This window comes from Flavobacterium sp. GCM10023249, assembly GCF_042653365.1.
Lineage (GTDB): Bacteria > Bacteroidota > Bacteroidia > Flavobacteriales > Flavobacteriaceae > Flavobacterium.
Window position 1 is genome coordinate 897,796 of the sequence record NZ_JBHSHZ010000006.1, and the last position, 26,066, is coordinate 923,861.

Genomic DNA, 26,066 nt, shown 5'->3' on the forward strand with positions numbered 1-26,066 from the left:
TTTAGAATTTCAATGTTACTCCAGTAAGGAAGTTGGCACCTGCTTGTGGATAATAGTAGATGTAACCTCCACCATAGTCAAAAGCATTTGAAACATATTCTCTATCAAAAATGTTATTGCACAAAGCAGTAATACTAATTTCTTTAAATACATTTTTCACTGGGATATCCCAACTGAAGCTAAAGTCATTGATGAAGTAATCACTCAAATACGAACTTTTGTCATTGTTATTATTCAAGTATTGTTTGCCTACAAATTTCGATAATACTGCAATGTTGATGTTTTTTATTGGGCTAAAATTGATGCTATTCCCCACGATGAATTTTGGAGCATACGCAATGTTAGTATTTCCTAATGATTCTAATGTTCCTGAAGCATCGGTGTAGAAATCTTTATTCAAACTTTCGCTAATACTGATGTTAGGTGCGATAGTCCATTTTTGAGAAAGCACAATTCTTGCATCAGCTTCAATTCCTAAACGATAACTGTCACCACTATTCTCACGAATTGGAGATCCTACATCGTCTAGCTTTCCAGTGAGTACCAATTGGTCTTTGTAGGCCATGTAGTAACCATTTAAGTTTAGTTTTACTTTTTCGTTTTGATATCTCCATCCCAATTCAAAATCGTCTAATTTCTCTGGTTTTGGTGTTCCATTCTCGTAGTCGGTTCTGTTCGGTTCACGGTGTGCCTTAGCGTAGGAAAAATACAGGTTGTTGTTGGCATTGAATTCGTAGGTTAATCCTGCTTTAGGATTAAAGAAGTTGAAATTGTCAGTCACTTTAGAAGCTTGAACACCTGTTGCTTCATAGTTTACATTACGCACCTGAAGGTCGCCATATAAGCTTAATTTATCTAGAACTTTGTAGGTTGCTTTTAAAAAGGCATTGGCGTCGGTTTTGTTGCCGTAATCATCATAGTATTTATCACCTAATTCACTATTGGAGGCATAACGCGCCCAAATTACTTTTCCGAAGTGATCGCCTTCGTATTTGTTGACAGCACCTCCAAAAACCACATCTATTTTGTCATTTTTGTAGTTTAATGAGAAAGTGGTACCGTAAAAATTATTATCTAACCACTTCTGACGAATTAAATCAGTCGTGGTTTGTCCTGCAACCGATGTCATGCCATAATCACTAAAATCGGCATCTTCCTTGTAGTTTTCGTAATAGCCTTTTCCTTTGGTGTAGTGCAAAGCCATCGTAAGGTCAAGATTGTTGTTCAATTGTTGGTTCCAATGCAATTGCGCATGATCTTGTTGGTAGTTGTCGGTTTCGTTGTCATAAAAACGAGCATTGCCTGATTCATCAGTATAGTATCCCGCCCAATTGAAGGTTCGGTCTGCTTTCAATGTGGCAGCATCCAATCCGTTCCAAGCTTGGTAAGTATGTTCTTTTCCGCCAAAAATCAATGCTTTGATTTTGGTTTTTTTATTGCTGTAGTTTCCTTGTAAGAAATACGATTTCAAATCCGAAAAGGCTCTGTCGATGTATCCGTCTGATTTAATTTGAGATAAGCGTCCAGCCAATTCAAAATGTTCGTTCAATAATCCGGTACTGAATTTTACGGTATGTTTATGGGTATTGAAGCTTCCGTAAGAGTTGGCAATTTCTCCACCTGCTTTTGTAGAAGATTCTGTGGCTAAATTTAAGCTGGCTCCAAAAGCACCTGCTCCGTTGGTTGAGGTTCCTACACCACGTTGCAACTGAATGCTTTCTGTAGATGAAGCAAAATCGGGCATGTTTACCCAATACGTTCCGTGGCTTTCCGAATCATTGTAGGGAATACCATTGATGGTTACGTTAACGCGAGTTGCATCGCTACCACGAACTCTGATTCCGGTGTAGCCTACTCCGTTTCCGGCATCGGTTGTGGTAACTACAGAAGGTAGGTAATTCATTAATACCGGAATGTCTTGGCCCAGATTTCTTTTAGAGAAATCTTTCTTGGTGAAATTGGAAAAAGTTACCGGTGTTTTTTCGTCTGCTCTAGTGGCTTTTACGATTACTTCTTCTAAGGATTTTGTTTTGGTTGAATCTTTGGTTTCTTCTTGTGCAAAAGAAGGAGTTGATAGAACAAAAAAGGCAAAAATGAGGAAGCCTTTTCCGACTGATTGTGTGTCTCGTAAGCGGTACGAAATACTCTTGAATACATTTTTCATTCGTAAAATGGTTTACAAATAAAAGGGGTAATTATTCTGTTAAAATTAAATAATGATTTTCTCGCAGAAACGTTAATGGAAAGGCCGCTTTATCAGCCGGTTCTTTCGCTAAATATCCGCTGGACATTTCGTAACGCTCAGCCCTTCCCTAAACAGCATTACCTGTTCCAGGTTCATTGGGTATAATCTCAGCTCGTTATTTAGAGCACCCCTTTGAGACGGCACAAAAGTACTTCAATTTTAAAGAAATAAAAAACGAATTAATATTTTTCAACTTTGAAATTGGTTCCGTCAAAAACACCGTAGGTGAAATGCCCAATCCAGTCGCCTAAATTAATGTATTTGGAATTTTCATTCAGATCTATTTCCAAGGGAAGATGGCGGTGTCCGAAAACAAAATAATCATAGTGTTTTGAGGTAAGTTTTAGTTTGGCATATTGCACCAGCCATTCGTTTTCCTCACCCAGGAACTTCACGTCTTCAGCACCTGAAATCAATTTATTTTTAACCGAAAGGTATTGCGCCAGTTTTACGCCAATATCCGGATGTAACCATCGGAACAACCATTTTGAAAATGGATTGGTAAACACTTTTTTCATCCGTTTGTATCCTTTGTCGCCAGGACCTAAACCGTCTCCGTGTCCAATTAAAAAGGTTTTGTTGTTAAAGTTGAATTCTTTGGTAGTATGGTATACCGGAATGTTCAATTCCATTTGAAAGTAATCGTCCATCCACAAATCGTGATTGCCCACAAAGAAATAGATGGGAATACCGCTGTCGCGAATTTCGGCCAATTTGCCCAAAACACGTACAAAACCTTTAGGAACAACAGTTTTATATTCGAACCAAAAATCGAAGAGATCACCCAATAGGAATATAGCTTCTGCGTCGTGTTTGATTTCATCCAGCCAGGCTACAAATTTTTGTTCACGCGGAAAACTGGCTTCAGGTGTCGGTGCTCCCAAGTGCTGATCACTTGCAAAGTATATTTTTAAAGGTGGGGAAGAAGTCATTCGGTTTTATTTGTTTCAAAGATAAGAATTGTTCCATTAATTTATAGGGTATTCTCACAAAGGAAAAGTGTGATGTTTGGAGATGTTTTTCTAGTTGCTTTACGATTCAAAATAAGATGTGAATTTTTTATCATCACTATAATTGATTTGCTACATACATTAAAGCCTACTATATAAATTGAAAAGCGAGAACGGTTTAATCAAAAGGTAAAGGTTAATGAAATGATAGTTAAGAACGTTGCAATTTATCTTGTATTCTTTTTTTCGGTATCTTTATTCGCTTTAAAATATAAAACCCAATCTATGAAGAAAAACTATCTTGTTGTATTGTTGTTTGTTTTCGGGAGTATACTAACATCATTCGCTCAAATATGTCCTGCTCCTGGTGATTTCAGAATATTTACTACAACCGGAGGACAGATTGTTGCAGATTGGGAACCCAGTACGTTTGGTAGTGATTCATGGCTATTGCTGATAGTTCCTGCGGGTACAACGGCGCCTACAAATAATCCAACGCCTCCTGCCGGGACTATAACGGTTCCTGGCAATTCTTTTATACTCGATAGTGCTGTTCCCAGTACACAATATGATGTATATGTAAGAATGCTTTGCCCGGGAGGTTCCAGTGCCGAATGGGCAGGGCCTTTGACTTATGGTGCAAATTCTCCCTTGTATTGTTCCGCATTTATAACAAGAGATTTAGGCTGTGTTGACAGTGCATCAGTATTTGTGTCTGCTACAGGCGGATCAGGTAATTATGAGTATTCAATCGATGGGGTTACATTTCAATCGTCTAATACCTTTAATGTAGTACAGTCAGGGGTTTATACTTTTGCAGTAAAAGATGTGGTATCAGGAGCTATGACCCTTTCCAGTCCTCTTACAATTGCATCACCTTTCCCGCCGACTGTGACGGCAACTGTGATCAATAACAACATAGTAGCGACTCCTTCAGGCGGACCTGCACCTTTTAGATTTGCTATTGAGTCACCTATAACAACACCTTTTCAGTCATCGGGTGTGTTTACCAATGTTCCACCAGGGACTTACACTATCGTTGTAGTAAGTCAAAATGGATGTAGAGGAACAACTACTGTCACCATACATCCGGTTATTGCCAACGATGATGCGGTTACTGTTTATCCTGTGAACGGAAGTATTTCGACTTCAACTTATTCGGTTTTGAGTAATGACTTCCAGGGATCCAACTTGATAAATCCATCTTCTTTTGTTTTATCGTCGTCCTCAGTACCCAGTGGTTTTATTTTGAATCCAAACGGGACAGTCAGTGTCTTGTCAGGAACTCCAAACGGAGTGTATACTTTTGACTATATGATATTTGCCACGAATAGTCCGGTAATTAATGATACTGCCACAGTAACTATTACAGTGGTCAATGAAGGAATCCTGATGAATGCATTTATAGATTCCAATGCTAACGGAACCAAAGAAGTCAATGAGCCGTACTTTACCCACGGGCAGTTTGGGTATGAACTGAACAACAGTGGTGTCGTGAATCATGTTACATCATCTAACGGAGATTACTTTATCAATGAATCCAATTCGGCTAATTCGTATGATTTGACGTATGCCATCAATCCGGAATTTGCTTCTCAGTATAATTTGACCACAACGGGTTATGCCAATGTTGGTTATATTCCCAATTCAGGAGTAACATTGTATAGTTTTCCGGTAACCCAAGCGCCTTTTTCAGATTTGGAAACGGCAATTTCTCAAAACGGAACTCCGCCGAGACCCGGATTTACATATCAGAATAGAATTATGTACAGAAATAACGGAAATCTAACTGTTGCATCAGGAACAATAAGTTTTACTAAAGATGCTAATGTTACGATAACCACTATTTCAGAGGCTGGAGCAATCAATACAACTAATGGTTTTACCTATGATTTTACCAACCTTTTATCTGGAGAAACGCGATATGTTATTGTCACGATGCAAGTCCCAACGATTCCTACGGCTAACCTAGGGCAACTGCTCACGAATTCAGTTTCAGCAACAGTTCCTGTCAACGATACAAACGCTGGGAATAATTCAGCTACAGTAGCTCAAACTATTGTGGGTTCATATGATCCCAATGATAAAACAGAAGCACATGGTGGTAAAATACTTCATGCCGATTTTACGTCTAATGATTATCTGACCTATACCATTCAATTTGAAAATACAGGAACATATCAGGCTGAAAATGTAAAAGTAGTTGATGTTCTCGATGCCAAATTGGATGAAACTTCCGTTAAGATGGTTGATGCAAGTCATGGATATATGATGAAACGTGTTGGTAATACCTTAAATTGGAGTTTTGAAGGTATTGACCTTCCCCCTTCTGTTGCCAATACAAGGATAGGGCATGGTTATATTACTTTCAAAATAAAACCAAAACCAGGGTATGCTATTGGTGATAATATACCCAATACAGCTTCGATCTATTTTGATTTCAATCCGGCGATTGTGACCAATACGTATACGACGGAATTTGTAAGTGCTTTAAGTACTGATGACTTTGATCAAAGTGCTTTTACACTTTATCCGAATCCTACTACTGGAATGGTTACCATTGCCTTAAAAGATAGTAGTAATAGAATTGATTCACTTAATGTGGTAGATGTAACCGGAAAAACTGTTTTGAAAAAGTCTGTGAACGATTCTGTTGTGATAGCCGATGTCACATCATTGGCCAATGGCTTGTATTTCATTACCATCAGAGCGGGTCAGCAAGAATCGACAATCAAAGTGGTTAAACAATAGTATTGCATACCATAGATTTGACAATAAGGAACTAATAAACGGAATAGCTGTGCTTTATTCTGTTAAAGGGCTCTTTTTTTTGGTACTTTTGTCGGACCTTAAATTGCATAAAACCGTATTTATGATGAAAAAACTATTCTTCTTGTTGGTATTGTTGTGTGGTAATGCCATGTACTCGCAGCTTAATTATTATTTGAATATTCAAGACGCAAGTTGTTTTGGTGCAGACGGAAGTTTAACCGTCACTGCTTTTGGTGGTAGTGCTCCTTATACTATAGCACTAACCCCTCCAGCTGGGGTTACTCAACAAGTGGACGCTTCAACATTCCGATTTGTTGCTCTGCCTCCGGGAACTTATGGGTTTCTTATTACCGATTCCAATGGACAAACAGCATTCGGTTCGGCAAGCGTTAGTCAGCCCGCAGTGCTAGTTGCCACTGCTATAGTCGATGGGAATACTATCACAGTGATTACCACAGGAGGAGTTCCCGGGTATTCGTATACTTTATCCATGAATGGTGGACCTATAATAGGTTCGCAAACGGCTAATGTTTTCACAGGTTTACAATCTGGATATTACCAATTAATTGTTACGGATAGCATGGGATGTAGTTATCATTTGATTGTTCAGATTACTTCTTTGGATATAAATGCACTAGGGGAATATGTCGATTTAAATGGGGACGGATATACAAGCATTGGAGATGTTATCGATTACCAAATAAGTGTAAAGAACAATAGGTCTTCAGATTTGACTAATGTCATGGTGACAAGTTCAAATGCTACAGTTTTAGGTGGTCCTATCGCTACGTTAACTCCGGGAACGACCGATAGTACTACGTTTACAGCACGACATGTGATCACACAAGAAGATATTAATAGAAGAAATACCACCGCTACTTTTAACGTTACGGCTACTTATAATGGTGCGCCGGATTCGAAGCAAACACAAGTGTATACCAATTTGAATATTTCAAGTGGTTTGAAATTGAATGCTTTTGTGGATGCCAATTCCAATGGTACACAAGAGGTTGGTGAAAATAATATTGATGCCGGTACTTTTAATTACCAAGTGAATGGAGGAGCAATGACTTCGGTAAGTTCTGTAACGGGTAAACATACGGTTTATGAATCGAACCCTAGCTCAGTATATAATGTATCTTATACGATTCGCCCTGAATTAGCGGCTCGATATAGCATTGCTACTGCAACTTACAATAATATAACAGTGCCTGCCAATTCAGGAATTACAACACTTAATTTTGCATTGACCGAATTGCCCTATCTTGATGCCAATGTGACGCTTAGAGCCTATGGAACGCCTCCTAGACCAGGATTCACGTATAAAAATCAGATCGTATATACAAACAATGGCAATGCAGTGATTCCTAATGGTACCTTAACGTTTACCCACGATTCGTTGGTGTCGATTACTAGTGTTTCCCAAACGGGAACCTTGCCAACAGCGAACGGATTCACTTATAGTTTTACTAATTTATTGCCTTATGAGACTCGTATGATTACGGTAGAAATGCAGGTGCCTGTTATTCCTATTGTTAGTTTAGGTCAAGTCGTAACCAATACTGTTGCACTAACTGATGTTGTGGGAGATAGCGAAATTCGAAACGATACTAGTTTCATGGGACAGGTTATTGTGGGGTCGTACGATCCGAACGATAAATCGGAAGCACATGGTGGCAAAATTGTACATTCTACTTTTACGGAGAATGATTATCTGAATTATACGATTCGTTTTGAAAATACCGGAACTTATGAGGCGGTTAATGTGAGAGTGAATGATGTGTTGGATAATCAATTGGATGAAGCTACCCTTGAGACGATAAGCGCCAGTCATCCATATATTTTGGAAAGAAAAAACAATGTGTTGAACTGGAAATTCGATGGGATTCAATTGCCTCCTTCTGTTGCCAATTCCGATATCGGTCATGGGTTTATCCATTTTAGAGTAAAACCAAAACCGGGTTATGCTATTGGTGATAGTATCCCAAATACGGCTTCGATCTATTTTGATTTCAATCCTGCAATTGTGACCAATACGTGTACGACTGAATTTGTGAAAACATTGGAGGGGAATTCGACCAATACTGGCGAATTTTTACTGTTCCCTAATCCTGTAAATGGTATCGTTTCGGTGGTAGTTAAAAATAGTGACGCCAAAATTGATACACTTACCATTATGGATCTTTCAGGAAAGACAGTACTGAAAAAAGTGGTAAACGATAGAATTGCTGTTCAAGATGTGACCAACTTGGCTAGCGGAATGTATTTCATTCAGCTTAGAGCCGGTCAACTGGAAAACACCATCAAAATTGTCAAACAATAAATGTGAAGTATAAAAAGAAAGCCCGCCTTGTTTTGGTAACGAGGCGGGCTTTTTTGTTGCTTATAGTTCTTCGGATTCCAGAGTATCGTAAACCAATGCTTCGGGATGGTGTTTCTTTAAGGAAAAGTAGGCAATCAACGTACTGACCAACATTCCGAATCCACCCAATATAAATGGTGCGCCAGCAAATGTAAACGGAGCTTCATTGTGTGTGAAGTAGTAAAACACTGTCGACATTAGCGGTGGCCCAATAATCGCAGCAGCACTCACTAAACTCGTTAATGTGCCTTGAATTTCTCCTTGTTCATTAGCAGGAACCTGAGACGCGATTACTGCTTGCAATGCCGGTCCGGCAATTCCGCCTAAACAATACGGAATCAAAAATGCAAACATCATCCAACTTTGTGTAGCAAAACCAAATAAAAACATTCCCAAAGTATATAAGGCCATGCCAACATAAATACTCTTTACATCGCCCAATTTAGGATTAATCCAACGTATTAATCCACCTTGAACCAAGGCAACCAGTATTCCAACAACGCCTAAAGAGAGGCCTACCATAGTTTCGTCCCATTTAAATTGGTACATGGTAAAATAACTCCAATTACTTTGCACAGCATGAGAAGCAGTATGTAGTAAAAAAACAGCCGCTACTAATCCGATAAGGCTTGGGTATTTTTTTAAACTGATTAAAGAACCAACTGGATTAGCACGTTTGATATTAAATTCGCGACGGTGTTTTTTTGATAACGATTCGGGAAGTATAAAATAGCCATACAAAAAGTTGAAAAGACAAAGTATGGCAGCTGCATAAAAAGGCACTCTTGCACCATATTGGCCAAGTAATCCGCCAAGAACAGGTCCGATGATAAAACCCAATCCAAAAGCCGCTCCAATCATTCCAAAGTTTTTGGCTCTGTTTTCATTAGTACTAATATCACCTATGTAGGCTGCCGCAGTAGTAATGCTTGCTCCTGTAATACCTGCTATGATTCTTCCAATGAATAGCCAAGTGATAGTAGGCGCAAAAGCAAGTAACAAATAGTCTAAACTAAACCCAAATAAGGAAAGTAATAATACAGGCCTTCTACCAAATTTATCACTTAAGTTTCCAACCAAAGGTGAAAAAAGGAATTGTGTAATGGCATAAGCAAACGTCAGCCATCCTCCATATTTTGCAGCTTCACTTACATCACCATGAATCAGTTCCTGAATTAGTTTTGGAACTACCGGAATGATAATCCCCAGTCCGATGACATCTATCAGTAAAGTAATGAAGATGAAACCGATCGCGGCTTGTTTCTGATTTTTTTTCATACTGTTTTCTCGTTGTTTATTTTGGTTGTATGATTTTTACCGAGCCGTATTTTTCGGATAAGTACGCTTCGTAAAGTTTTTCAAAATCTTCAATTTTTAAGTCTTCTATTTCTTCAAAACCGTAGCTGTTGTATAGTTCTTTATCAATAAAATAAGTATTGATTTCTTTTAGTGTAATCATTGTGTTGTTCTCAAGGTATGCTGTTGCTTTGATTTTGACAAGGATTGAGCCTTTAAAACCTTTGGGTTGAATTATGTGTTCAAAATCAGTGTCATTCATTTCCTCTGTTGGCATTAATTCTTCTAATACTGTTTGCTTTTTCGCTGGGATAAGAAATGTTTTTTTAGATTCTAGTTCAATCGAAGTTTGCTTAACTGGAGGAAGTGTGGTGGCTACAAATGAAAAAGCACTGATCAGAACAATTGTCATTTGAATTAACGGATTGGCTTTTAAAGTATAGGCTTTTTTATTTTTGAAGTACAGATAGGAAAATGGTAGTATCAGTAAAGCGATTAAATCGGTAACATCTACAGTTCGGTAAATCCCAAGGTGAGTTATTGAAGAAAGCCAATCAATGAACGGTTGTGCCATTTCCAACTTCCAGTAGATGAAAAATAGGGCAGTTGCCATATAAATGTATTTGGCTTGTTTTTCCATAAATACCGAGAAGAAATACGGGAAGATGAACAATCCGGCAAAATCGGAAAGCTTTCCGGTTATAAAACTTGGGTAAGCATATTTGAAATAGCAATCATTAGTAATGAGTAGCAGTAAGCCAAGTAGGAATAAAGGTCGGGAGAAAAGGGTGAGGTTTGCTTTCATATAGAAATTGTGCTATCCAAGATTATTTTAGAAGGGTTAAACATACAAAAAAACCCGCTTTCTTTTTACGGAAAACGGGATTATCAAACTAAAAAACAGGGATTACGTATTCATCCTTTTTTGTGAAGGTTTTTTGCGGTCGCTTTTCTTGACACCGCCAGCCATTTCATATTGTGAACTGTTCTTGCCGTATTTGGTGGCTACACCAGCCAGAATCCTTTCGTTCCAGTCTTTAATTGCATCAATCTTTGCAATGCAGTTGTTGTACAAATTGTCTACGGTACTCAAAGCGGTATTGTACGCTTGTAAGTCGGAATTGAGTGCGTTGATTTCTTCTTCGTAGTTTCGGGCGGTAAACCCGCTTCCTAAGTCCAATGCGTCATCAATACTCTTGATTGCTGCCAGTCTGGTACGTGCTTTTTCTAAGTCAATTACACGTGATAGTTTTTTTCTTGCCATGATTTTTCGTTTTTTAATTAATAATGATTTAAATGATTACTCATCAAAAACCAAAAACCATTCCAAAATATCAGAATATTCTTATTTTTTATTTTAAAAAAGCAAAGAAAATCAGCAGGTTATCTTTTTGTGTCGATTGTTTTGTTGTGTAAAATATTGTTATTCAGTAATTTATGATTTTTAAATGCGCATTGGTAACGGAATGATAAAAGTTGATTTTTTTTAAATGCAAAACGAAAATGAGAACTACTTACTTGATTAGGAGTTCACCTAACTCGATTCGTAGTTCTCTGTATTTAGTTTGGAGTTCACCTAATTAAGTAAGTAGTTCACCAAACTCGATTCGTAGTTCTCTGTATTTAGTTTGGAGTTCACCGAATTAAGTAAGTAGTTCACCAAACTTAATTGGTAGTTCTCTGTATTTAGTTTGGAGTTCACCGAATCAAGTAAGTAGTTCACCTAACTTAATTCGTAGTTCTCATTATTTAGTTTGGAGTTCACCTTTTAGAGTTGCTTTTTCGGGCCGTCGAGTAAGTAGATCCAAATCATTCGTGACAAGCGGAAGTTGAACGTGCTCCACAAAACCGCCATCGTTGCGATTAACCCTACAATGGTTAAGAAGCTGTCGATGAATTGGTAGGTAATCAAAAAGAAAACCACCATTTCGGCTACTAAAAGTGCGTAGCTCACAAACATCGATCCGAAGAAATACCCCGGTTCTTTTTCAAACTTGTGGTTACAGTGCGAGCAATGGGTATGCATCTTGGGTAATTGCAAAAGGAAGATGTTGCCTTTTTTAGCAAATACCTGTCCTTGATGGCATTTTGGACATTTTTCTCCGATAATATGTAAGAAAGTTGACATGACTTATTTTTTAGGTAAAGGTAGTGCGATGTTTGCATTGGGCTATTGCTAAATCACGCTACTATTTGTACTTTTAGGACATATTGTAAAGGGTAAAGCAATGAAGAATTTGAAAGTGTTGCATTTGGATCAATTTGGAAGTTCCCATACATTGGAGGGTTTTCATACCAATACAATAGAGAGTCATCTGGTAACGGCACATCGCAACATTCATAAACCGCACAAGCATAGTTTTTATTTGACTGTACTATTTACGCATGGATCGGGTACGCACGAAATCGATTTTGAAACCTATACCATACAGCCGGGGAGTTTGTTCTTTCTAAATCCCGGACAAATGCACCATTGGGAATTGTCGGAAGACATTCGGGGTTTTATTTTTTTTCACTCCCAATCGTTTTATGAATTGCCGTTCACCAAAGCCCAATTGCTGCAGTTTCCTTTCTTTCAGCGTATTCAAAATGTACCGGTATTGAATTTAGGGCAGGAGGACTTACCGTATTTTAAGAACATGTTTGCCCTTATTTTGGAGGAAGCTACTTCCGGAAAGGTGTTTCAGGCTTCAAAAATTTTGGCATTGGTCGAATTGATTTATATTGAAAGTACCCGTTTGTATATAGCTGAGGATAGTATAGTGCAAAAGAAGACGCATTCGTATTCGGAGAAGTTTCATGAATTGGAGCGCTTGGTGGAACAGCATTACAAAACCGAAAAGTCGGCGTCACACTATGCGGATTGGTTGTGTGTTTCGCCCAAGCATTTGAACCGAATTACACAAGATCAGGTGAATAAGACCACGACCGATATTATTCTGGAACGGGTTTTCCTGGAAGCCAAACGCGAACTGATTTCGCAAAAACGAAGTTTCAATGCCATTGCCGCCGATTTAGGGTATGCGGATTATGCCTATTTTTCCCGGTTATTCAAAAAGAAATGCGGTGAAACGCCTTCGGAGTTTTTGCAACGGTATAAGTAGGAAATAAAAAAAACAAACCGCACTTAAAAGTATTCTAAGTACGGAAAGAAATTATGTTTTGTTTAGATGGAAAAATTATTTTTGAAAGTGAACCATTGCGGCGTCTAAAAGTTGTTTTTTTAGTGCAACTACACTTTCTATACCTTTCACATCATATTTATTTCCATTAATTTCAAGTGAATAATTATTTCTTGAATTAAGAATTTTACAGATATTTTTTTTGTTGTTATCGTCTACTAATATATTGAAGCTGTTTTTTTGGTCTCTATAGGATATTCTATCGGCATCAATCTCTTTTTTATGTATTAGAATTGTTTTGATAGCATGATATATTTTTAATTCTTCAGCGGTTGTGATTATAAGACTTCCGTTTTTTGATTCTTCTTCTATAACTTTATACAGAGCTTTTTGGATTGAACTCGAATTAATTTGTTCTCTAATTTTTGATTTTAATGGATCTGTTAATCTTTTTCCATTCATTCTGTTGAAAATGGCTTTTAGAAAATCATCTGAAGGATCATATAATTCATTCGCAAATGCAACTGAAAAACCGCGCATGAAATAAAAATCAGTCGCTTCTTCTAATAACTCTTTAACATCGATATTATTCTTATGAAGTTTGGATAAAGTATCAATTAATGCATCATTTATTTCATTAAAGTCTAATACTAAAAATGGATTTACATTTAAAATTGTTTCTTTGTTTGCTTCGTCTGCACTGTATATTCTCCATTCAATACCATTTGTTAAAATACCCAACTTTGAACTAGGTGTATTTATGAAATAACCATTTAACTGTGAGGCTTCTTTATCGGTTAATGTTTTGCCATACTTTTTACATTCAACAATAATTTCTGGGTTTTTTCCCTTTATTAATAGGCCAATATCAGCTCTGTCATTTTTTTGTCCCCAACCAGCATTTATTTCGGTTAGCATATCATCCATTCGGCTGTATCCTAATATTTCAATAATTGGTTCGATTAGATATTGTCTAGTTTGAGCCTCATTAGTACATTTCTCTTCTAGTTTATTGAAATCAAATTTAGAGAGTGATTTTTTAATGACGTTGGCTATCTGCTTGTTTATTGGCATATTAGAATCAAATTAATTTAACTAATGCTAAAGATAAAAAAATCTTTCTATCAATATTCTATTAAAAGGAGAATAACTGTATTCAAAAAAAAATCCCGAACATAATGCTCGGGATTTGTATTGATATAATGAAAACATTATAATTCCAATGCTTTTCTTGGATTACCACCCATTAAGATTTCTGTTGGGTTTTCTAAAGCTTCTTTAACTGCTACCAAGAAACCAACCGACTCACGTCCGTCGATGATTCTGTGGTCATACGACAATGCTACGAACATTACCGGAGCGATTACGATTTGACCGTTTTTCACGATAGCTCTATCCACTACATTGTGCATTCCTAAGATACCTGACTGTGGAGGATTGATGATTGGTGTTGATAACATCGAACCGAAAACACCACCATTCGAAATAGTGAAAGTACCACCTGTCATTTCATCTACAGTGATTTGTCCGTCACGAGCACGTAAAGCCAAACGTTTGATTTCAGCTTCCACACCACGGAAAGACAATAATTCTGCGTTACGCATTACTGGAACCATTAGTCCTTTTGGTCCTGAAACCGCTACCGAGATATCACAGAAATCGTAAGAGATTTTCTCTTGACCATCGATCATAGAGTTTACATCCGGATATAACTGTAAAGCGCGTGTTACCGCTTTAGTAAAGAAAGACATAAAGCCTAATCCCATTTGGTGTTTTGCTTTGAATTCTTCTTTATACTGATCGCGTAATTTATAAATTTCAGTCATGTCAACTTCATTGAAAGTAGTCAACATAGCCGTTTCGTTTTTCGCAGCTACTAAACGCTCTGCCACTTTACGACGTAACATGGATAATTTTGATCGGTCAGAACCACGAGAACCTCCAGTTGGTGTTCCCATAGAAGGTACTGCATTGGCAGCATCTTCTGTAGTGATTCTTCCTGCTTTGCCTGTTCCGGCTACTGTTGTAGGATCGATATTTTTTTCTGCTAATATTTTTTTAGCTGCTGGTGAAGCACTTCCTGTAGCATAGTTAGTTTCTTGAGCAGGAGCCGCTTTTGGTGCTTCTACTTTCGGAGCCTCTGCTTTCGGAGCTTCTGCAGCTGGAGCACTACCTTCTGGTTTTGCACCGTCTGTATCAATTAAACATACTACAGCACCCACTGCTACTGTATCACCTTCTTCTGCTTTAAGCGTAATGATTCCGCTCATTTCAGCCGGTAATTCCAATGTTGCTTTATCCGAATCAACTTCTGCAATCGCTTGGTCTTTTTCTACATAGTCTCCGTCTTTTACTAACCAAGTTGCAATTTCTACTTCCTTGATTGACTCTCCCGGTGAAGGGACTTTCATTTCTAAAATCATCGGTTATAATTTTATAAAGTGTTGTTATATATCAGTTTATCAAAAATACAATTTTTATTGGAATAAGGTTTTATCGAAAACCATAGCGATAGCAGCGGCATGACGTTTTTTAGAACGCACATAACTTCCTGCTGCCGGCGCACTGTAAGCTTTTGGAGACGCTACTCTGAACTTCACTTCATTGAAATTCATCAACATGAAACCGTAAGCTCCCATGTTTCTCGGTTCTTCCTGAGCCCAAACGTAATCCTCTACATTAGGGTATTTCGCTATGATCGCTTTCATTTGTTCAACCGGTAACGGGAACAATTGCTCCAATCTTACTAATGCCACATCGTTTCTTCCGTTGGCTTCTCTTTCCGCTTTTAAGTCGTAGTAGAATTTACCTGTACAGAATACCAATGTTTTTACATCAGCCGCATTTACGTTAGGATCGTCAATCACTTCCTGGAATTCACCGTTTGTGAAATCTGCTACCGAAGAAACCGCTTCCGGATGGCGTAATAAACTCTTAGGCGTCATTACCACTAATGGTTTACGGAACTTGGTTACCATTTGTCTTCTTAATAAGTGGAAGAAGTTGGCAGGCGTTGTACAATCGGCTACATACATATTATGGTGTGCACATAGTTGTAAGAAACGTTCCATACGTGCCGAAGAGTGTTCAGCACCTTGGTTTTCGTATCCGTGCGGTAATAACATTACGATACCGTTCTGATTGTTCCATTTGTCTTCTGCAGCAGAAATGTATTGGTCAATCATGATTTGTGCACCGTTTCCGAAATCTCCGAACTGAGCTTCCCAGATAGTCAAAGCATTCGGGTTAGCCAAAGCATAACCATATTCGAATCCTAAAACACCATATTCTGAAAGGTGAGAGTTGTATACGGAGAAGTTTCCTTTTTTACCAGGGATATGATTCAATAAGATTACTTCTTCTTCAGAATCTTCTACTTTAATCACAGCATGACGGTGAGAGAATGTACCACGCTCTACGTCCTGACCGGAAATACGAACATCGTATCCTTCGGTTAATAAAGATCCGTAGGCTAACATTTCACCCATAGCCCAATCCAACTTATCTGTTTCGGTATACATTGTTTTTCTGTCACCGATTAGTTTTGTGATTTTGCTGATGAATTTTTTATCAGAAGGCAATTCGGTTACCGTTTTTGCTACTGCATCAATAACCTCTTTGCTTACTTTTGTGTCGTATTTTTGAAGCATTCCTTCCGCTTCAACTTGTTCAAAGCCTTTCCACTCGTCTTGCATGAACGGAGAAATTACCGTTAAGTCTTTTTTGCGAGAGTTTTCCAGGTTTTCTTCCAAAGAAGCTTTGTATTCGTCTTCTAAACTTTTTACATAATTACCATCGATGGTACCTTCTGCTTTTAACTTATCTGCATATAGGTCTCTTGGGTTTTTATGTCTAGCAATTGCTTTGTATAAAATAGGTTGAGTAAACTTAGGTTCGTCACCTTCATTATGACCGTATTTTCTGTATCCTAATAAATCGATGAAAACGTCTGTTCCGAATTCCATACGGTATTCTAAAGCGAATAACATCGCGTGTACTACCGCTTCTGCATCGTCGGCATTTACGTGTAATACTGGAGATAAAGTTACTTTGGCAATATCGGTACAGTACGTAGAAGAACGTGCATCCAAATAGTTGGTTGTAAATCCTACTTGGTTGTTGAATACCACGTGGATGGTTCCATTGGTTTTGTATCCGTCTAATTTTGCCATCTGGATGATCTCGTAAACAATACCTTGACCTGCTACTGCAGCATCACCGTGAACGGCAATAGGTAGTACTTTAGAGAAATCCTGTGGATAGTATTTATCTTGTTTTGCACGAGTGATACCTTCTATAACGGCACCTACAGTTTCAAGGTGCGAAGGATTCGGTGCTAAGTTGATGTTGATTTTCTTTCCGTTAGCAGTTTGTCTGTCGGCAGTTAAACCTAAGTGGTATTTTACGTCACCATCAAATAATGCATCATCGTCATAATCTTTTCCGTCAAATTCAGAGAAGATATCTTGTGTTGGTTTTCCGAATACGTTAGCTAACACATTCAAACGACCACGGTGTGCCATACCCATTACGAATTGTTCTACACCTTTATCGGCAGCTGCTTCAATTAAGAAATCTAAAGCTGGAATAGCCGATTCGATACCTTCTAATGAGAAACGTTTTTGACCTACATATTTAGTATGTAAGAAATTCTCGAAAGAAACCGCTTCATTTAATTTCTTAAGGATGCGTTTCTTTTGGTCGGTATTGAAATTCGGTAAGTTATCGTTAATATCCAAACGACGTTGAATCCAATCGATTACTTTCGGGTCACGAATGTACATGTATTCTACACCAATGTGCTGACAGTATACATTGTCCAAATGTTTTACGATATCACGTAAAGGACAAGGTTGTAAGTTAACCACTTTAGCGGCGTCGAAAACCGTATTCAAATCGGCATCCGACAATCCGAAGTTCTCTAAAGATAAAACAGGAGAGTAATTTCTTCTATCGCGTACCGGGTTTGTTTTCGTGAACAAATGTCCGCGAGTTCTGTAGCCGTCAATTAATTTAAGAACGTTGAATTCTTTTTGTAATTTTTCGGCATTACCGCTGATGGGTGCTTCACCATTTGAGATGGCATTTAGTTGATCTACCGGATTTGCAAATTCATTGGCAAAGTCGAAACCTTGAAAAAATGCTCTCCAGCTAGGCTCAACACTATCAGGGTTTTGTAGATATTGTTCGTATAAATCGGCAAAAAATGCCGTGTGTGCTGCGTTTAAAAAGGAAAACCTATCCATAATATTGGTCTGAGGACGATTTAGGTTAAAAAATTTATGCAAAAGTATAAACTTTTCGGCTAATCTTTTAAAGAAATTGGTACATTTATCTCTTTAATTTTTAAATATTTAAAATGATGTTAAAAATTGGTGGAAACTTTGTTAAATTGATTTTTATTTTGGGAATATTTTTCAATAGTGTAATTTCTTCCGCTCAGAATGATAGCATTCCGAAGAGTAAGAGTGCCTTTTGGGAAAGAGTGCAGTTTGGAGGAGGTGTTGGATTGGGGCTTGGGAATCGTTACACTAACATTACGTTATCTCCAATGATGTATTATAATGTGAATGATATTTGGACTTTAGGAGCGGGTTTGAACGGTAGCTATGTTAAAAATAAGGACTTTAATTATAATTCTTGGATTTATGGAGGGAGTTTGGGTGCTATCGTGAATCCTGTAGAGTTTTTACAAGTTTCAACTGAATTGGAGCAATTAAGAGTGAATGCAGAATATGATACGACTTCCGGAACAATAAACGACAATTTTTGGAATACGGCACTTTTTGTAGGAGCGGGTTATCGTAATACTAATTTCACCATTGGGATTCGATACAATGTATTGCACGATGATGACGATAGGATTTATTCGGATGCCTGGATGCCTTTTGTAAGAGTAGTTTTTTAAGACATAAGTATATATCAAAAAAAGGAGAGCAATTGCTCTCCTTTTTTTATTTGCTTAGTTTGAATTGATTTTATTTAGATGTCGTTTTTACGGAAGAACAAGTGGTAAAAGTATTTCTTGGATTACTCGTAAATAATTCTGTTTCATTATCAACTGTTATAGGGTCATTACCAGTGTTGTAATTAGTACCTCCATAAATCGTATGCATTTGTAAGCTGTTTAATTCGACAATTGAAGTCTTTTGCAAGCTTAATTTTTCATTTCTGATTTTTTTCATAATAATAGCTTTTTTATAAAGTTAAAAAATAATGATGTTGAAAATAGGTATTAGGTATTGCGGTCTTTTTACAGTTTATTTTGTTGCTGTTTTAATCGCAGAACAAAGTGTGTATGTATTTCTAGGGTTGTTTGTGTTGTTGTCGTCAGTAGTACAGTTTGTAGTAAAAGGTTCACCATCATCTCCTCCTTTAATTCGAATCAATTGAGAATAATTTAGTTCGGTTACTGTTGCCTTTTGTAGACTCAATTTTTCTTTTTTGATTTTTTTCATAATATTTGGTCTTTATTTGCTGCCAAATGTATTTTAAAAATTTGAAGTTAAGTAAATAGCTACACACTTTTTTATAAAAAAAGGGGTTGTTTTAATGAGTTATTTTCTTGGTTTTGAGGTTATTAGATGTTAAAAATGAAAAACCTTTTTTTTACACTTGTCTTTCTATATCTATCGGTTCCGTTATTAGCACAATCAGCTAGTAATAAAACATTAATTGACTCCATTAAAAAGACACTTTTCAATGATACTAAGAAAGCAAAGAAACTCAGTTATCGACTATTGGCCAAGAGTAAGAAAACAAAAAACCTTAAAGAGCAAGGACTGGCTTATTTTTATTTAGCTGATTTGTCGGGTGCTGAATCACAGATTGATAGTGTTTTTTATTTTTATGAAAAAGCAATTCAAAAAGCAGTTGAAAACAATGATTCTGATCTTGAGCTTAAATTTAAAATTAATAAAGCAGGCTATTTATTTAATCAAAATGATTTTGACAGTGCGTTAGAATTGTATGATGAATGTTTGAGTTTGGCAAAAAAAAACAATGATTCTTATGCCTATGATTTTATTGTTATTCAAAGAGGAAACGTCTATTTTGAAATAGAGAAGTATGACGAAGCTTTAAGTATATTCAAGGCAGGATTACAAAAACAAAATTTCGACAGACTTTCACGTTTGGGAATACAATTAAGTCTTTCAAAGGCTTTTCTTAAACTCAATAAACCCGATTCATCACTAGTTTACATTAACAAAGGGTTAGCGGTTTCTAAAAAATTTAAATATGTTGAATATGAAATTTTCTTTAGAGATCAGTTGGCTACTGCTTTTATTTATTCGAAACGATATAAAGAAGCTGAAAATGAGTTGAATAAGGCGTATTTAATTGCCGAAGAGTATGGTGTTGTTGGGTATTTGAGAATGATACGTATTAGTAGGGCCAAACTATATACGTTACAAAATCGATCAAAAGAAGCCGTAAACTTAATGGAGGAATTGCTTGTTAATAAAGAGAATGTTCCGTTTAGTATTGAAAATAGTATACAAATTGACAATATTCTTGCTGAAAACTATAAGGTTTTGGGTAATTCTGAAAGAGCTGCCTATTATTTTGAAAAGTATGTAGATGATTCCAAAAAAATTGGCCAAAAGAAAATTGAAACGATTGATTATCTGCATAATATTAACGTATCAGAAATAGAAAATGAAAAGAAAGCCCTTAGTTATCAAAAATGGGGATTAACCATTGCACTGAGTGTTTTAAGCCTTTTGCTTGTTGTTTTGTATTTCAGAAAGAAAAAGAAAGAACAGGAAAATCAGGAAAAATTCGATCATCTAATGCGTCGAATCAATGAGTTTGAAGCAGGAGTGAATGTAGAGAAGGAAACGCCAATTGAAGAAGAACTGCATATTGCAAGAAATCATATCGCCGATATTGAAGAAACTACAGAAGAAGAGGTTTCTTTCGAAGCAACTTTTGAAGGTGAAATGGAGGAGGAGAGTATCGAAGAAATGGATTCGGAACCGGAAAGCTACGATGAGGAAATGCTTGCTTCAGGCGCTACCGGATTCATCATAAAAGATGAAAAAGTAAATCAAATACTTGACGGTTTAGTTCGTTTGGAAGAAAAAAAATACTTCTTAAAGCAGGAATGTACACTGCATACTGTAGCCAAAAAATTAAAAACCAACACGGCTTACTTGTCTAAAATTGTGAATAACGAGCTGGGCAAGAGTTTCAGTACCTATATTAATGAACTTCGCATCAATTATATTATTGTTGAATTAAAAAACAATGCGAGACTTCGATCTTATTCCGTAAACGCCATTGCAGTGGAAATTGGTTATAAAAGGCCAGATGCATTTACCCGTTATTTTAAGGAAGCTACTGGAATAACACCTACTATTTATATTAAAAAGATCAATCAGCACCTAGAAAACAACAAATAACATAACTTGTTGTAAATGTGATTGTTGCTTTGTTTTTTGAACGCCTTTTTTTATAAAAAGGTGTGTTTCTCATTTTTTTCCTTCCGAAAACCTCTTTTACTTTGGCTCAACGAAAATGAACAAGGCGCCGTTCTATTTTCGTTGAATTAAAACAGTCGTGTAAGATGCTGTTTTAGAAGAAATTGTAACAAAATGCAAACTAAACAAGTAAAGGTTAGGAATTATAATAAAGGGAACATTTCTATAGTTCTAGTTTTCCACTTTGTAGTACTTCTTGCTATTATTTGTTTGTTAAAAAGAACGATTTAATTGCAAACAATGTATCTGAAAAAAGACAAAAGATTAAACCGCAACTCGATTTTTGAATTGAATGATCCGATGAAACGAGGTCAGAAGCACGCAGGATTTAAGCTTTTTATTTTCAGACTGAAAGAGGCGCTACAAAAAATCTTTTAACGCAATCTTTTTCAAACAATTGTTTCCGTTGATTCCTTCTTTTAAGGAAGTACCCGAAAATCCTAGTAAAGAGTAGGGAAAATTCAAAAAAATAAGAAACAATGAAAAAACAATCAGAAAACAACAAATTGCTTTTTGAAAAAACTTCCATCATCGAATTGAATGACAATCAATTGATGTCAATTCATGGAGCAGATTTAGGAGATGCCATTCAATCTGCAGTGGTGTCCTTTGTGCAAAACTTGCCAGCGGGTACAAATGCTGCGGTAGTATCAGCGGCTGTTAATTTCGCACAGACATTGCAAATGCCTTAATTAAGTAACTAATCTAAATTTTATAAACATGAAAAAAGAAAATGCAAACAAGTTGGCTTTTGCGAAAAAAGCCGTGGCCGAATTAAACATTGATGAATTGAACAAAATCCAAGGGGGAACAGGGTATTATCAGAATCAATTTCAAACGAATCCTTTGGGATGTACTTTTTGTGTTGCCAGTAGTAACGGACCTGGTACAATAGGGGATTATTATGAAATCTATCAACCGTAATTCAAGTAGTATGAAAAAACAAAATGTAAACAATCAGTTGGCATTTAAGAAATCTTCTGTTATAGAGTTGTGTACTAATTCTTTAAATCAGGTTGTAGGAGGAAGTAGGACGATTTCGCCCGTTGAAAATCAAATTATTAACGGAGTGAAAGAAATTTATAATGACGTAAAAGAAGGAATTAAAAATCTTTTACCTTGATGATCTATGCCGGATAAATCATTTCGGAAGGAATCAGAGAAACATTAAAAAAACAGGAAAATAAAATCATAATAACATGAAAAAACAAATTGTAAACAATAAGTTGGCTTTTAAAAAAGCATCTGTTACAGAGTTGTGTAATGAGTCTCTCAATCAGGTTATTGGAGGTACCGTGACGGGTTTGACCCTTGAAGCTCATATTGTTGAGGGAGTGAAAGGAGCTTATAATTCAATAAAAGAAGGAATTAAAAACCTTTTGCCTTGATGATTCATGCCGGAAAAATCATTTCGGAAGTAATCAAACAAACATTAAAAAATAAAATCATAATTACATGAAAAAACAAATTGTAAACAACCAATTGGCTTTTGAGAAAAAGTCAGTTGCAGAATTGAATAGCAATGAATTGAAAAATGTTCAAGGAGGTTCATCTCCGATTTGTTTCCCTCAGGCTGTAAGCCAGATGACTCCAGCAATAGTTACTTCTGGGTTAATTGGAGATGAAAGTAACGCAAATTAATTATTAATCAGAATAGTATGAAAAAGAAAAATGGAGCAATTGTTTTAGCATTTACTAAAGCTGCTGTGACCGAATTAAACGAAGCATTATTGTTAGAAATCAACGGAGGATCAACCATCAATGGAGGAATTGACTGTTCCGGATGTTGTTGCGATCCTTTGTTGGAGGCTATGAGAACTAAGGTAGCTTTTTAGCCTATAGCAGTCAATTCGGACTATGGAGTATGCTACCGGTGAACGGAATTATACCTATGTCAAAATGATTTAAATACAAAGTGCAGAAAAGGAGGATCCTGAAAATCCTTTAAAGAGTAAGGGGAAAATAAAAAACTAAGAAAAATGAAAAAACAAAATGTAAAGAACAAGTTGGCTTTTGATAAGCTAGCCATTGTTGAATTGAATGACACTAGAATGATTGGGGTTTATGGTGGTGAATTAACGGATGCAGTAGACGCAGTAAGTAATGTAGTTACCAAATTAATGGATCAGGCCAACGAGGCAGGATACGCAGTTAGCTACGCAATAACAACAAAAATTAGATAAACTAAAAAACGACAAAAAATGAAAAACAAAAATTTAAATCAGTTAGCATTCAATAAATCTACTCTAGTTGAATTGAATGATAAGAATTTAGTAGAAGTTAATGGAGGAGGAACTACGACTCATGTATGTTTGATAGCTGCGTCAGCTTTGAGTGTAGGTAGTTTAGCGGTGACTATGGCTTTTGAATTCGGTCTTTTAGAAGGAGCGGCAGATGCAATGGCTACTAAATAATTAACTTGTGAAAAAGCAAAATATAACAAGCGAACTAGCTTTTAAGAAAGCTGTAGTTTTAGAATTAAACGACGATCAACTGTATAGTATACAGGGCGGAAGTTCTACTGGTTGTGTTTGTGAGGCAGTCGCTGATGCAATTGCTGAACTTACAAAAGATTTTTCACGTCCAATAATTAAATAATAGAATTTGAATTCTCTTATTTTTTGAAGTATGACAATAAAAAAAGCCAGACTCCCCAGTCTGGCTTTTTCTAGTAATAAATAATTAATTAAAGACTTATTTGTATATCAGCCTGTACATTTAGGCAAAATTTACCAGTGAAGATACTTCTAGGATCTGTATCAATTCCACAAGCTGTTCCTCCGTAAATTTTGCTTGCTTCTTCAGAATTTAACTCAACAATGTTAGTCTTTTTGAAATCTAATTTTTGAAATCTAATTTTTTTCATAATCTTTGGCTTTTTAATTTGATACCCAAATCTATTTGAAAAAACTTAGCCAAAAAAATGTACACGCCTTAAATTTATAAAAAATGGATAATTTTAATTTTTTTAAATAAATGATTTTCAGAAGATTAGTCGAATTAAATGGAAAAACATGCCTTTTTGGACTTGTTTTTTTCATTCTCTCAAATGCGTCGATTTATTCACAAAAAAGTGATAGAATCAATGATTCAATCCAAAAATATTTATATGAAAACCCTCAAAAAGCAAAAAAATACGCTCATAAACTATTAACTTCTTTAAAAAGTAGTGGACAAACTAAAGAAATTGTCTTCGCTTATTGTACACTTGCCGATTTATGTGGTGCGTTAAGTGAAAAAGACAGTGTTTTTTATTTTTTCGATAAAGCAGCCCAAGTTGCTCCCAATGACAAAGATTTTGAGTTGGTGGTAAAAGTGAATAAAGGGAATTATTTATTCAATCAGTTTGATTTCGAAGGAGCACTGAATATTTACAATGATGTATTGGCAATTTGTCAGGAAACTAACGATGATAAGACGTACAATTACATTCTGATAAAGAAGGCTAGTATTTTGTTTGAATTGGAAAAATACCATGAAGCACTGGATATTTACAAAAAGAACTTAGACGATAAAAATCTTAATGAGATGCGAATGCTCGATGTTAAGTTGGGATTGGTTAAATCGTATATTAAACTAAAACAACCTGATTCTGCTTTTGTGTATATCAATAAAAGTTTAGAGTTGTGTAGAAGAAATAATCTTAAGGAACATGAAATTCATTTTTTAAAACAGTTAGGACTTTATTTTATAGATAAGGGTAAGCTAAATGAGGCAGAAAAAGCGATGCAAAAAGCCTCACAAATGGCTTATATCACAAAAAACATTAATGTAATTGCTCCTATTCAAATTGATGTTTCTAAAATATATACACTAAAAAAAGAGTACAATAAAGCAATTTCGACTTTATTGAATATGATCAAATCCAAGGATACGGGTATAATGCCTATCGAATACCTTTCTGAAATATATTACTTATCGGCCGAGAACTATAAACTTTTGGGAGATACTGAACAGTCCAATTATTATTTTCAGTTGTTTATCGATAAGTCAAAAAAGATTGGGCAGAAAAAAATTGACACTATTGACCACCTTCATAAGATTGATATTTCAGAACTCCAAAACAGGGAAGCTTCTTTAATTAATCAAAAATGGGGTTTGTTTTTGGTTGTATTGATTTTATTTGCTGTGATTCTGATTGTTTATATGAATAAGAAAGGAATCGAAAAACAAAATCAATTGAAATTTGATGAGTTGTTGTTCAAGATCAGAAATTATGAAGACGAGACTAGAAAAGTGCAATCTTCAATTGGGAATGAACCTATAATAAGTTCATTAAAGGCAGTTGAGGATGGCTTTGAGGATAACCCAAAAGAGGAATTAGAATTTGAGGAAATTGAGGAAATTGAGGAATTTGATGGGGTAGAAGAAATTTCAGAGGCTTATGAAACCTCAGAAGAAGAATTGTATAAGGAAGAAGTAGATAGTCAAAATAATGGATCAGGATTCAATATAAAAGACGAAACGGTTGCTGATATTTTAGAAAAGTTGGTAAAATTGGAAGAGAAAAGACAATTCTTGCGACAAGATTTTACTTTGCATAATGTTGCTAAAAAGCTAAAGACTAATACCGCATACCTATCAAAAATAATCAATTCGGAGCTTGGAAAGAGTTTTAGTACTTACGCCAATGAACTACGTATCAATTATATTATTTTAGAATTGAAGAATAATACCAAATTAAGGTCATATTCTATCAATGCAATCGCAGAAGAAATTGGATACAAAAGTCCAGAATCATTTACAAAATACTTCAAAGCAGCCACTGGAATTAGTCCTTCAGTATATATTAAAAAAATTAATGAAATAAAGTAGATTAAATTGTAATTATCTCTA

Annotated in this window: 27 protein-coding genes and 1 riboswitch; of the genes, 15 read left to right on the forward strand and 12 right to left on the reverse strand. The window is 36.1% G+C overall.

Annotated elements, in window-relative coordinates:
* Position 1 precedes the first annotated feature (1 nt).
* Both ACFO7M_RS05490 and ACFO7M_RS05495 read right to left on the reverse strand, forming a co-directional pair.
* Complete coding sequence (locus ACFO7M_RS05490; RefSeq protein ID WP_379734464.1) at positions 2-2,164, reverse strand: TonB-dependent receptor; 2,163 nt, start codon at positions 2,162-2,164, stop codon at positions 2-4.
* Between the two features lie 128 nt (positions 2,165-2,292).
* Positions 2,293-2,387, reverse strand: a riboswitch (TPP riboswitch).
* 37 nt (positions 2,388-2,424) lie between these two features.
* Complete coding sequence (locus ACFO7M_RS05495; protein ID WP_379717288.1) at positions 2,425-3,177, reverse strand: UDP-2,3-diacylglucosamine diphosphatase; 753 nt, start codon at positions 3,175-3,177, stop codon at positions 2,425-2,427.
* A gap of 303 nt (positions 3,178-3,480) precedes the next feature.
* On the opposite strand from ACFO7M_RS05495, the gene ACFO7M_RS05500 reads away from it, so the two are divergent.
* Together ACFO7M_RS05500 and ACFO7M_RS05505 are read left to right on the forward strand one after the other, a co-directional pair.
* Positions 3,481-5,946 carry a DUF7619 domain-containing protein gene (locus tag ACFO7M_RS05500; RefSeq protein WP_379734466.1) on the forward strand — a complete coding sequence of 822 codons (2,466 nt, stop codon included), beginning with the start codon at positions 3,481-3,483 and terminating at the stop codon, positions 5,944-5,946.
* 121 nt (positions 5,947-6,067) lie between these two features.
* Entirely contained in the window at positions 6,068-8,290 is a 2,223-nt protein-coding gene (locus ACFO7M_RS05505) for a DUF7619 domain-containing protein (protein WP_379734468.1), read from the forward strand.
* 60 nt (positions 8,291-8,350) lie between these two features.
* Here ACFO7M_RS05505 and ACFO7M_RS05510 read toward each other — a convergent pair whose 3' ends face one another.
* The 4 genes from ACFO7M_RS05510 to ACFO7M_RS05525 form a co-directional block, all read right to left on the reverse strand.
* Positions 8,351-9,607, reverse strand: a complete 1,257-nt coding sequence (locus ACFO7M_RS05510) for a TCR/Tet family MFS transporter (protein ID WP_379734469.1) — start codon at positions 9,605-9,607, stop codon at positions 8,351-8,353.
* A 16-nt stretch (positions 9,608-9,623) separates the two neighbouring features.
* Positions 9,624-10,430, reverse strand: a complete 807-nt coding sequence (locus ACFO7M_RS05515; protein ID WP_379734471.1) for a hypothetical protein — start codon at positions 10,428-10,430, stop codon at positions 9,624-9,626.
* A 102-nt stretch (positions 10,431-10,532) separates the two neighbouring features.
* Positions 10,533-10,889 (reverse strand): hypothetical protein, encoded by a 357-nt coding sequence (locus tag ACFO7M_RS05520; RefSeq protein WP_379734473.1) that lies wholly within the window; start codon positions 10,887-10,889, stop codon positions 10,533-10,535.
* Between the two features lie 504 nt (positions 10,890-11,393).
* Positions 11,394-11,753, reverse strand: coding sequence for a DUF983 domain-containing protein (locus ACFO7M_RS05525; protein WP_379734475.1), 360 nt, complete (start codon positions 11,751-11,753; stop codon positions 11,394-11,396).
* A gap of 100 nt (positions 11,754-11,853) precedes the next feature.
* Here ACFO7M_RS05525 and ACFO7M_RS05530 point away from each other — a divergent pair, with 100 nt between their 5' ends.
* Entirely contained in the window at positions 11,854-12,729 is an 876-nt protein-coding gene (locus ACFO7M_RS05530) for a helix-turn-helix domain-containing protein (protein WP_379734477.1), read from the forward strand.
* A gap of 75 nt (positions 12,730-12,804) precedes the next feature.
* On the opposite strand, the gene ACFO7M_RS05535 is transcribed toward ACFO7M_RS05530, so the two are convergent.
* The 3 genes from ACFO7M_RS05535 to ACFO7M_RS05545 form a co-directional block, all read right to left on the reverse strand.
* The gene (locus tag ACFO7M_RS05535; protein WP_379734479.1) at positions 12,805-13,821 is read right to left on the reverse strand and encodes a type I restriction enzyme HsdR N-terminal domain-containing protein; all 1,017 of its coding nucleotides are present in this window, start codon (positions 13,819-13,821) and stop codon (positions 12,805-12,807) included.
* A 137-nt stretch (positions 13,822-13,958) separates the two neighbouring features.
* The gene (gene odhB, locus ACFO7M_RS05540) at positions 13,959-15,170 is read right to left on the reverse strand and encodes a 2-oxoglutarate dehydrogenase complex dihydrolipoyllysine-residue succinyltransferase (protein ID WP_379734481.1); all 1,212 of its coding nucleotides are present in this window, start codon (positions 15,168-15,170) and stop codon (positions 13,959-13,961) included.
* Positions 15,171-15,224: 54 nt separating this feature from the next.
* On the reverse strand, positions 15,225-17,993 hold the full coding sequence (locus ACFO7M_RS05545) for a 2-oxoglutarate dehydrogenase E1 component (protein WP_379734483.1): 2,769 nt from the start codon (positions 17,991-17,993) through the stop codon (positions 15,225-15,227).
* Positions 17,994-18,106: 113 nt separating this feature from the next.
* Between ACFO7M_RS05545 and ACFO7M_RS05550 the strand changes: the two genes are divergently transcribed.
* On the forward strand, positions 18,107-18,655 hold the full coding sequence (locus ACFO7M_RS05550) for a hypothetical protein (protein ID WP_379717266.1): 549 nt from the start codon (positions 18,107-18,109) through the stop codon (positions 18,653-18,655).
* A gap of 70 nt (positions 18,656-18,725) precedes the next feature.
* On the opposite strand, the gene ACFO7M_RS05555 is transcribed toward ACFO7M_RS05550, so the two are convergent.
* Positions 18,726-18,932, reverse strand: a complete 207-nt coding sequence (locus ACFO7M_RS05555; protein WP_379717264.1) for a class I lanthipeptide — start codon at positions 18,930-18,932, stop codon at positions 18,726-18,728.
* Between the two features lie 75 nt (positions 18,933-19,007).
* Positions 19,008-19,205: a class I lanthipeptide gene (locus ACFO7M_RS05560; RefSeq protein ID WP_379717262.1), complete on the reverse strand. Its 198-nt coding sequence runs from the start codon at positions 19,203-19,205 to the stop codon at positions 19,008-19,010.
* Positions 19,206-19,340: 135 nt separating this feature from the next.
* Here ACFO7M_RS05560 and ACFO7M_RS05565 point away from each other — a divergent pair, with 135 nt between their 5' ends.
* The 10 genes from ACFO7M_RS05565 (at position 19,341) to ACFO7M_RS05610 (ending at position 23,828) form a co-directional block, all read left to right on the forward strand.
* Positions 19,341-21,152, forward strand: a complete 1,812-nt coding sequence (locus ACFO7M_RS05565) for a helix-turn-helix domain-containing protein (RefSeq protein WP_379734485.1) — start codon at positions 19,341-19,343, stop codon at positions 21,150-21,152.
* 557 nt (positions 21,153-21,709) lie between these two features.
* Positions 21,710-21,922, forward strand: coding sequence for a class I lanthipeptide (locus tag ACFO7M_RS05570; RefSeq protein ID WP_379717258.1), 213 nt, complete (start codon positions 21,710-21,712; stop codon positions 21,920-21,922).
* A 28-nt stretch (positions 21,923-21,950) separates the two neighbouring features.
* Positions 21,951-22,154 carry a class I lanthipeptide gene (locus tag ACFO7M_RS05575; RefSeq protein WP_379717256.1) on the forward strand — a complete coding sequence of 68 codons (204 nt, stop codon included), beginning with the start codon at positions 21,951-21,953 and terminating at the stop codon, positions 22,152-22,154.
* Positions 22,135-22,353 carry a hypothetical protein gene (locus tag ACFO7M_RS05580; protein WP_379717254.1) on the forward strand — a complete coding sequence of 73 codons (219 nt, stop codon included), beginning with the start codon at positions 22,135-22,137 and terminating at the stop codon, positions 22,351-22,353. The genes ACFO7M_RS05575 and ACFO7M_RS05580 overlap by 20 nt, the downstream gene beginning before the upstream one ends.
* A 76-nt stretch (positions 22,354-22,429) precedes the next feature.
* Positions 22,430-22,618: a class I lanthipeptide gene (locus ACFO7M_RS05585; RefSeq protein ID WP_379717252.1), complete on the forward strand. Its 189-nt coding sequence runs from the start codon at positions 22,430-22,432 to the stop codon at positions 22,616-22,618.
* Between the two features lie 67 nt (positions 22,619-22,685).
* The gene (locus ACFO7M_RS05590) at positions 22,686-22,871 is read left to right on the forward strand and encodes a class I lanthipeptide (protein WP_379734487.1); all 186 of its coding nucleotides are present in this window, start codon (positions 22,686-22,688) and stop codon (positions 22,869-22,871) included.
* Between the two features lie 17 nt (positions 22,872-22,888).
* Positions 22,889-23,065: a hypothetical protein gene (locus tag ACFO7M_RS05595; protein WP_379717248.1), complete on the forward strand. Its 177-nt coding sequence runs from the start codon at positions 22,889-22,891 to the stop codon at positions 23,063-23,065.
* Positions 23,066-23,209: 144 nt separating this feature from the next.
* Positions 23,210-23,413, forward strand: coding sequence for a class I lanthipeptide (locus tag ACFO7M_RS05600; protein WP_379717246.1), 204 nt, complete (start codon positions 23,210-23,212; stop codon positions 23,411-23,413).
* 18 nt (positions 23,414-23,431) lie between these two features.
* Positions 23,432-23,644, forward strand: coding sequence for a class I lanthipeptide (locus ACFO7M_RS05605; protein ID WP_379717244.1), 213 nt, complete (start codon positions 23,432-23,434; stop codon positions 23,642-23,644).
* Positions 23,645-23,651: 7 nt separating this feature from the next.
* Entirely contained in the window at positions 23,652-23,828 is a 177-nt protein-coding gene (locus ACFO7M_RS05610; RefSeq protein ID WP_379734489.1) for a class I lanthipeptide, read from the forward strand.
* Between the two features lie 88 nt (positions 23,829-23,916).
* On the opposite strand, the gene ACFO7M_RS05615 is transcribed toward ACFO7M_RS05610, so the two are convergent.
* Positions 23,917-24,096 (reverse strand): class I lanthipeptide, encoded by a 180-nt coding sequence (locus tag ACFO7M_RS05615; protein WP_379717240.1) that lies wholly within the window; start codon positions 24,094-24,096, stop codon positions 23,917-23,919.
* A 110-nt stretch (positions 24,097-24,206) separates the two neighbouring features.
* Here ACFO7M_RS05615 and ACFO7M_RS05620 point away from each other — a divergent pair, with 110 nt between their 5' ends.
* Complete coding sequence (locus ACFO7M_RS05620; RefSeq protein WP_379734491.1) at positions 24,207-26,045, forward strand: helix-turn-helix domain-containing protein; 1,839 nt, start codon at positions 24,207-24,209, stop codon at positions 26,043-26,045.
* Positions 26,046-26,066: the final 21 nt, after the last annotated feature.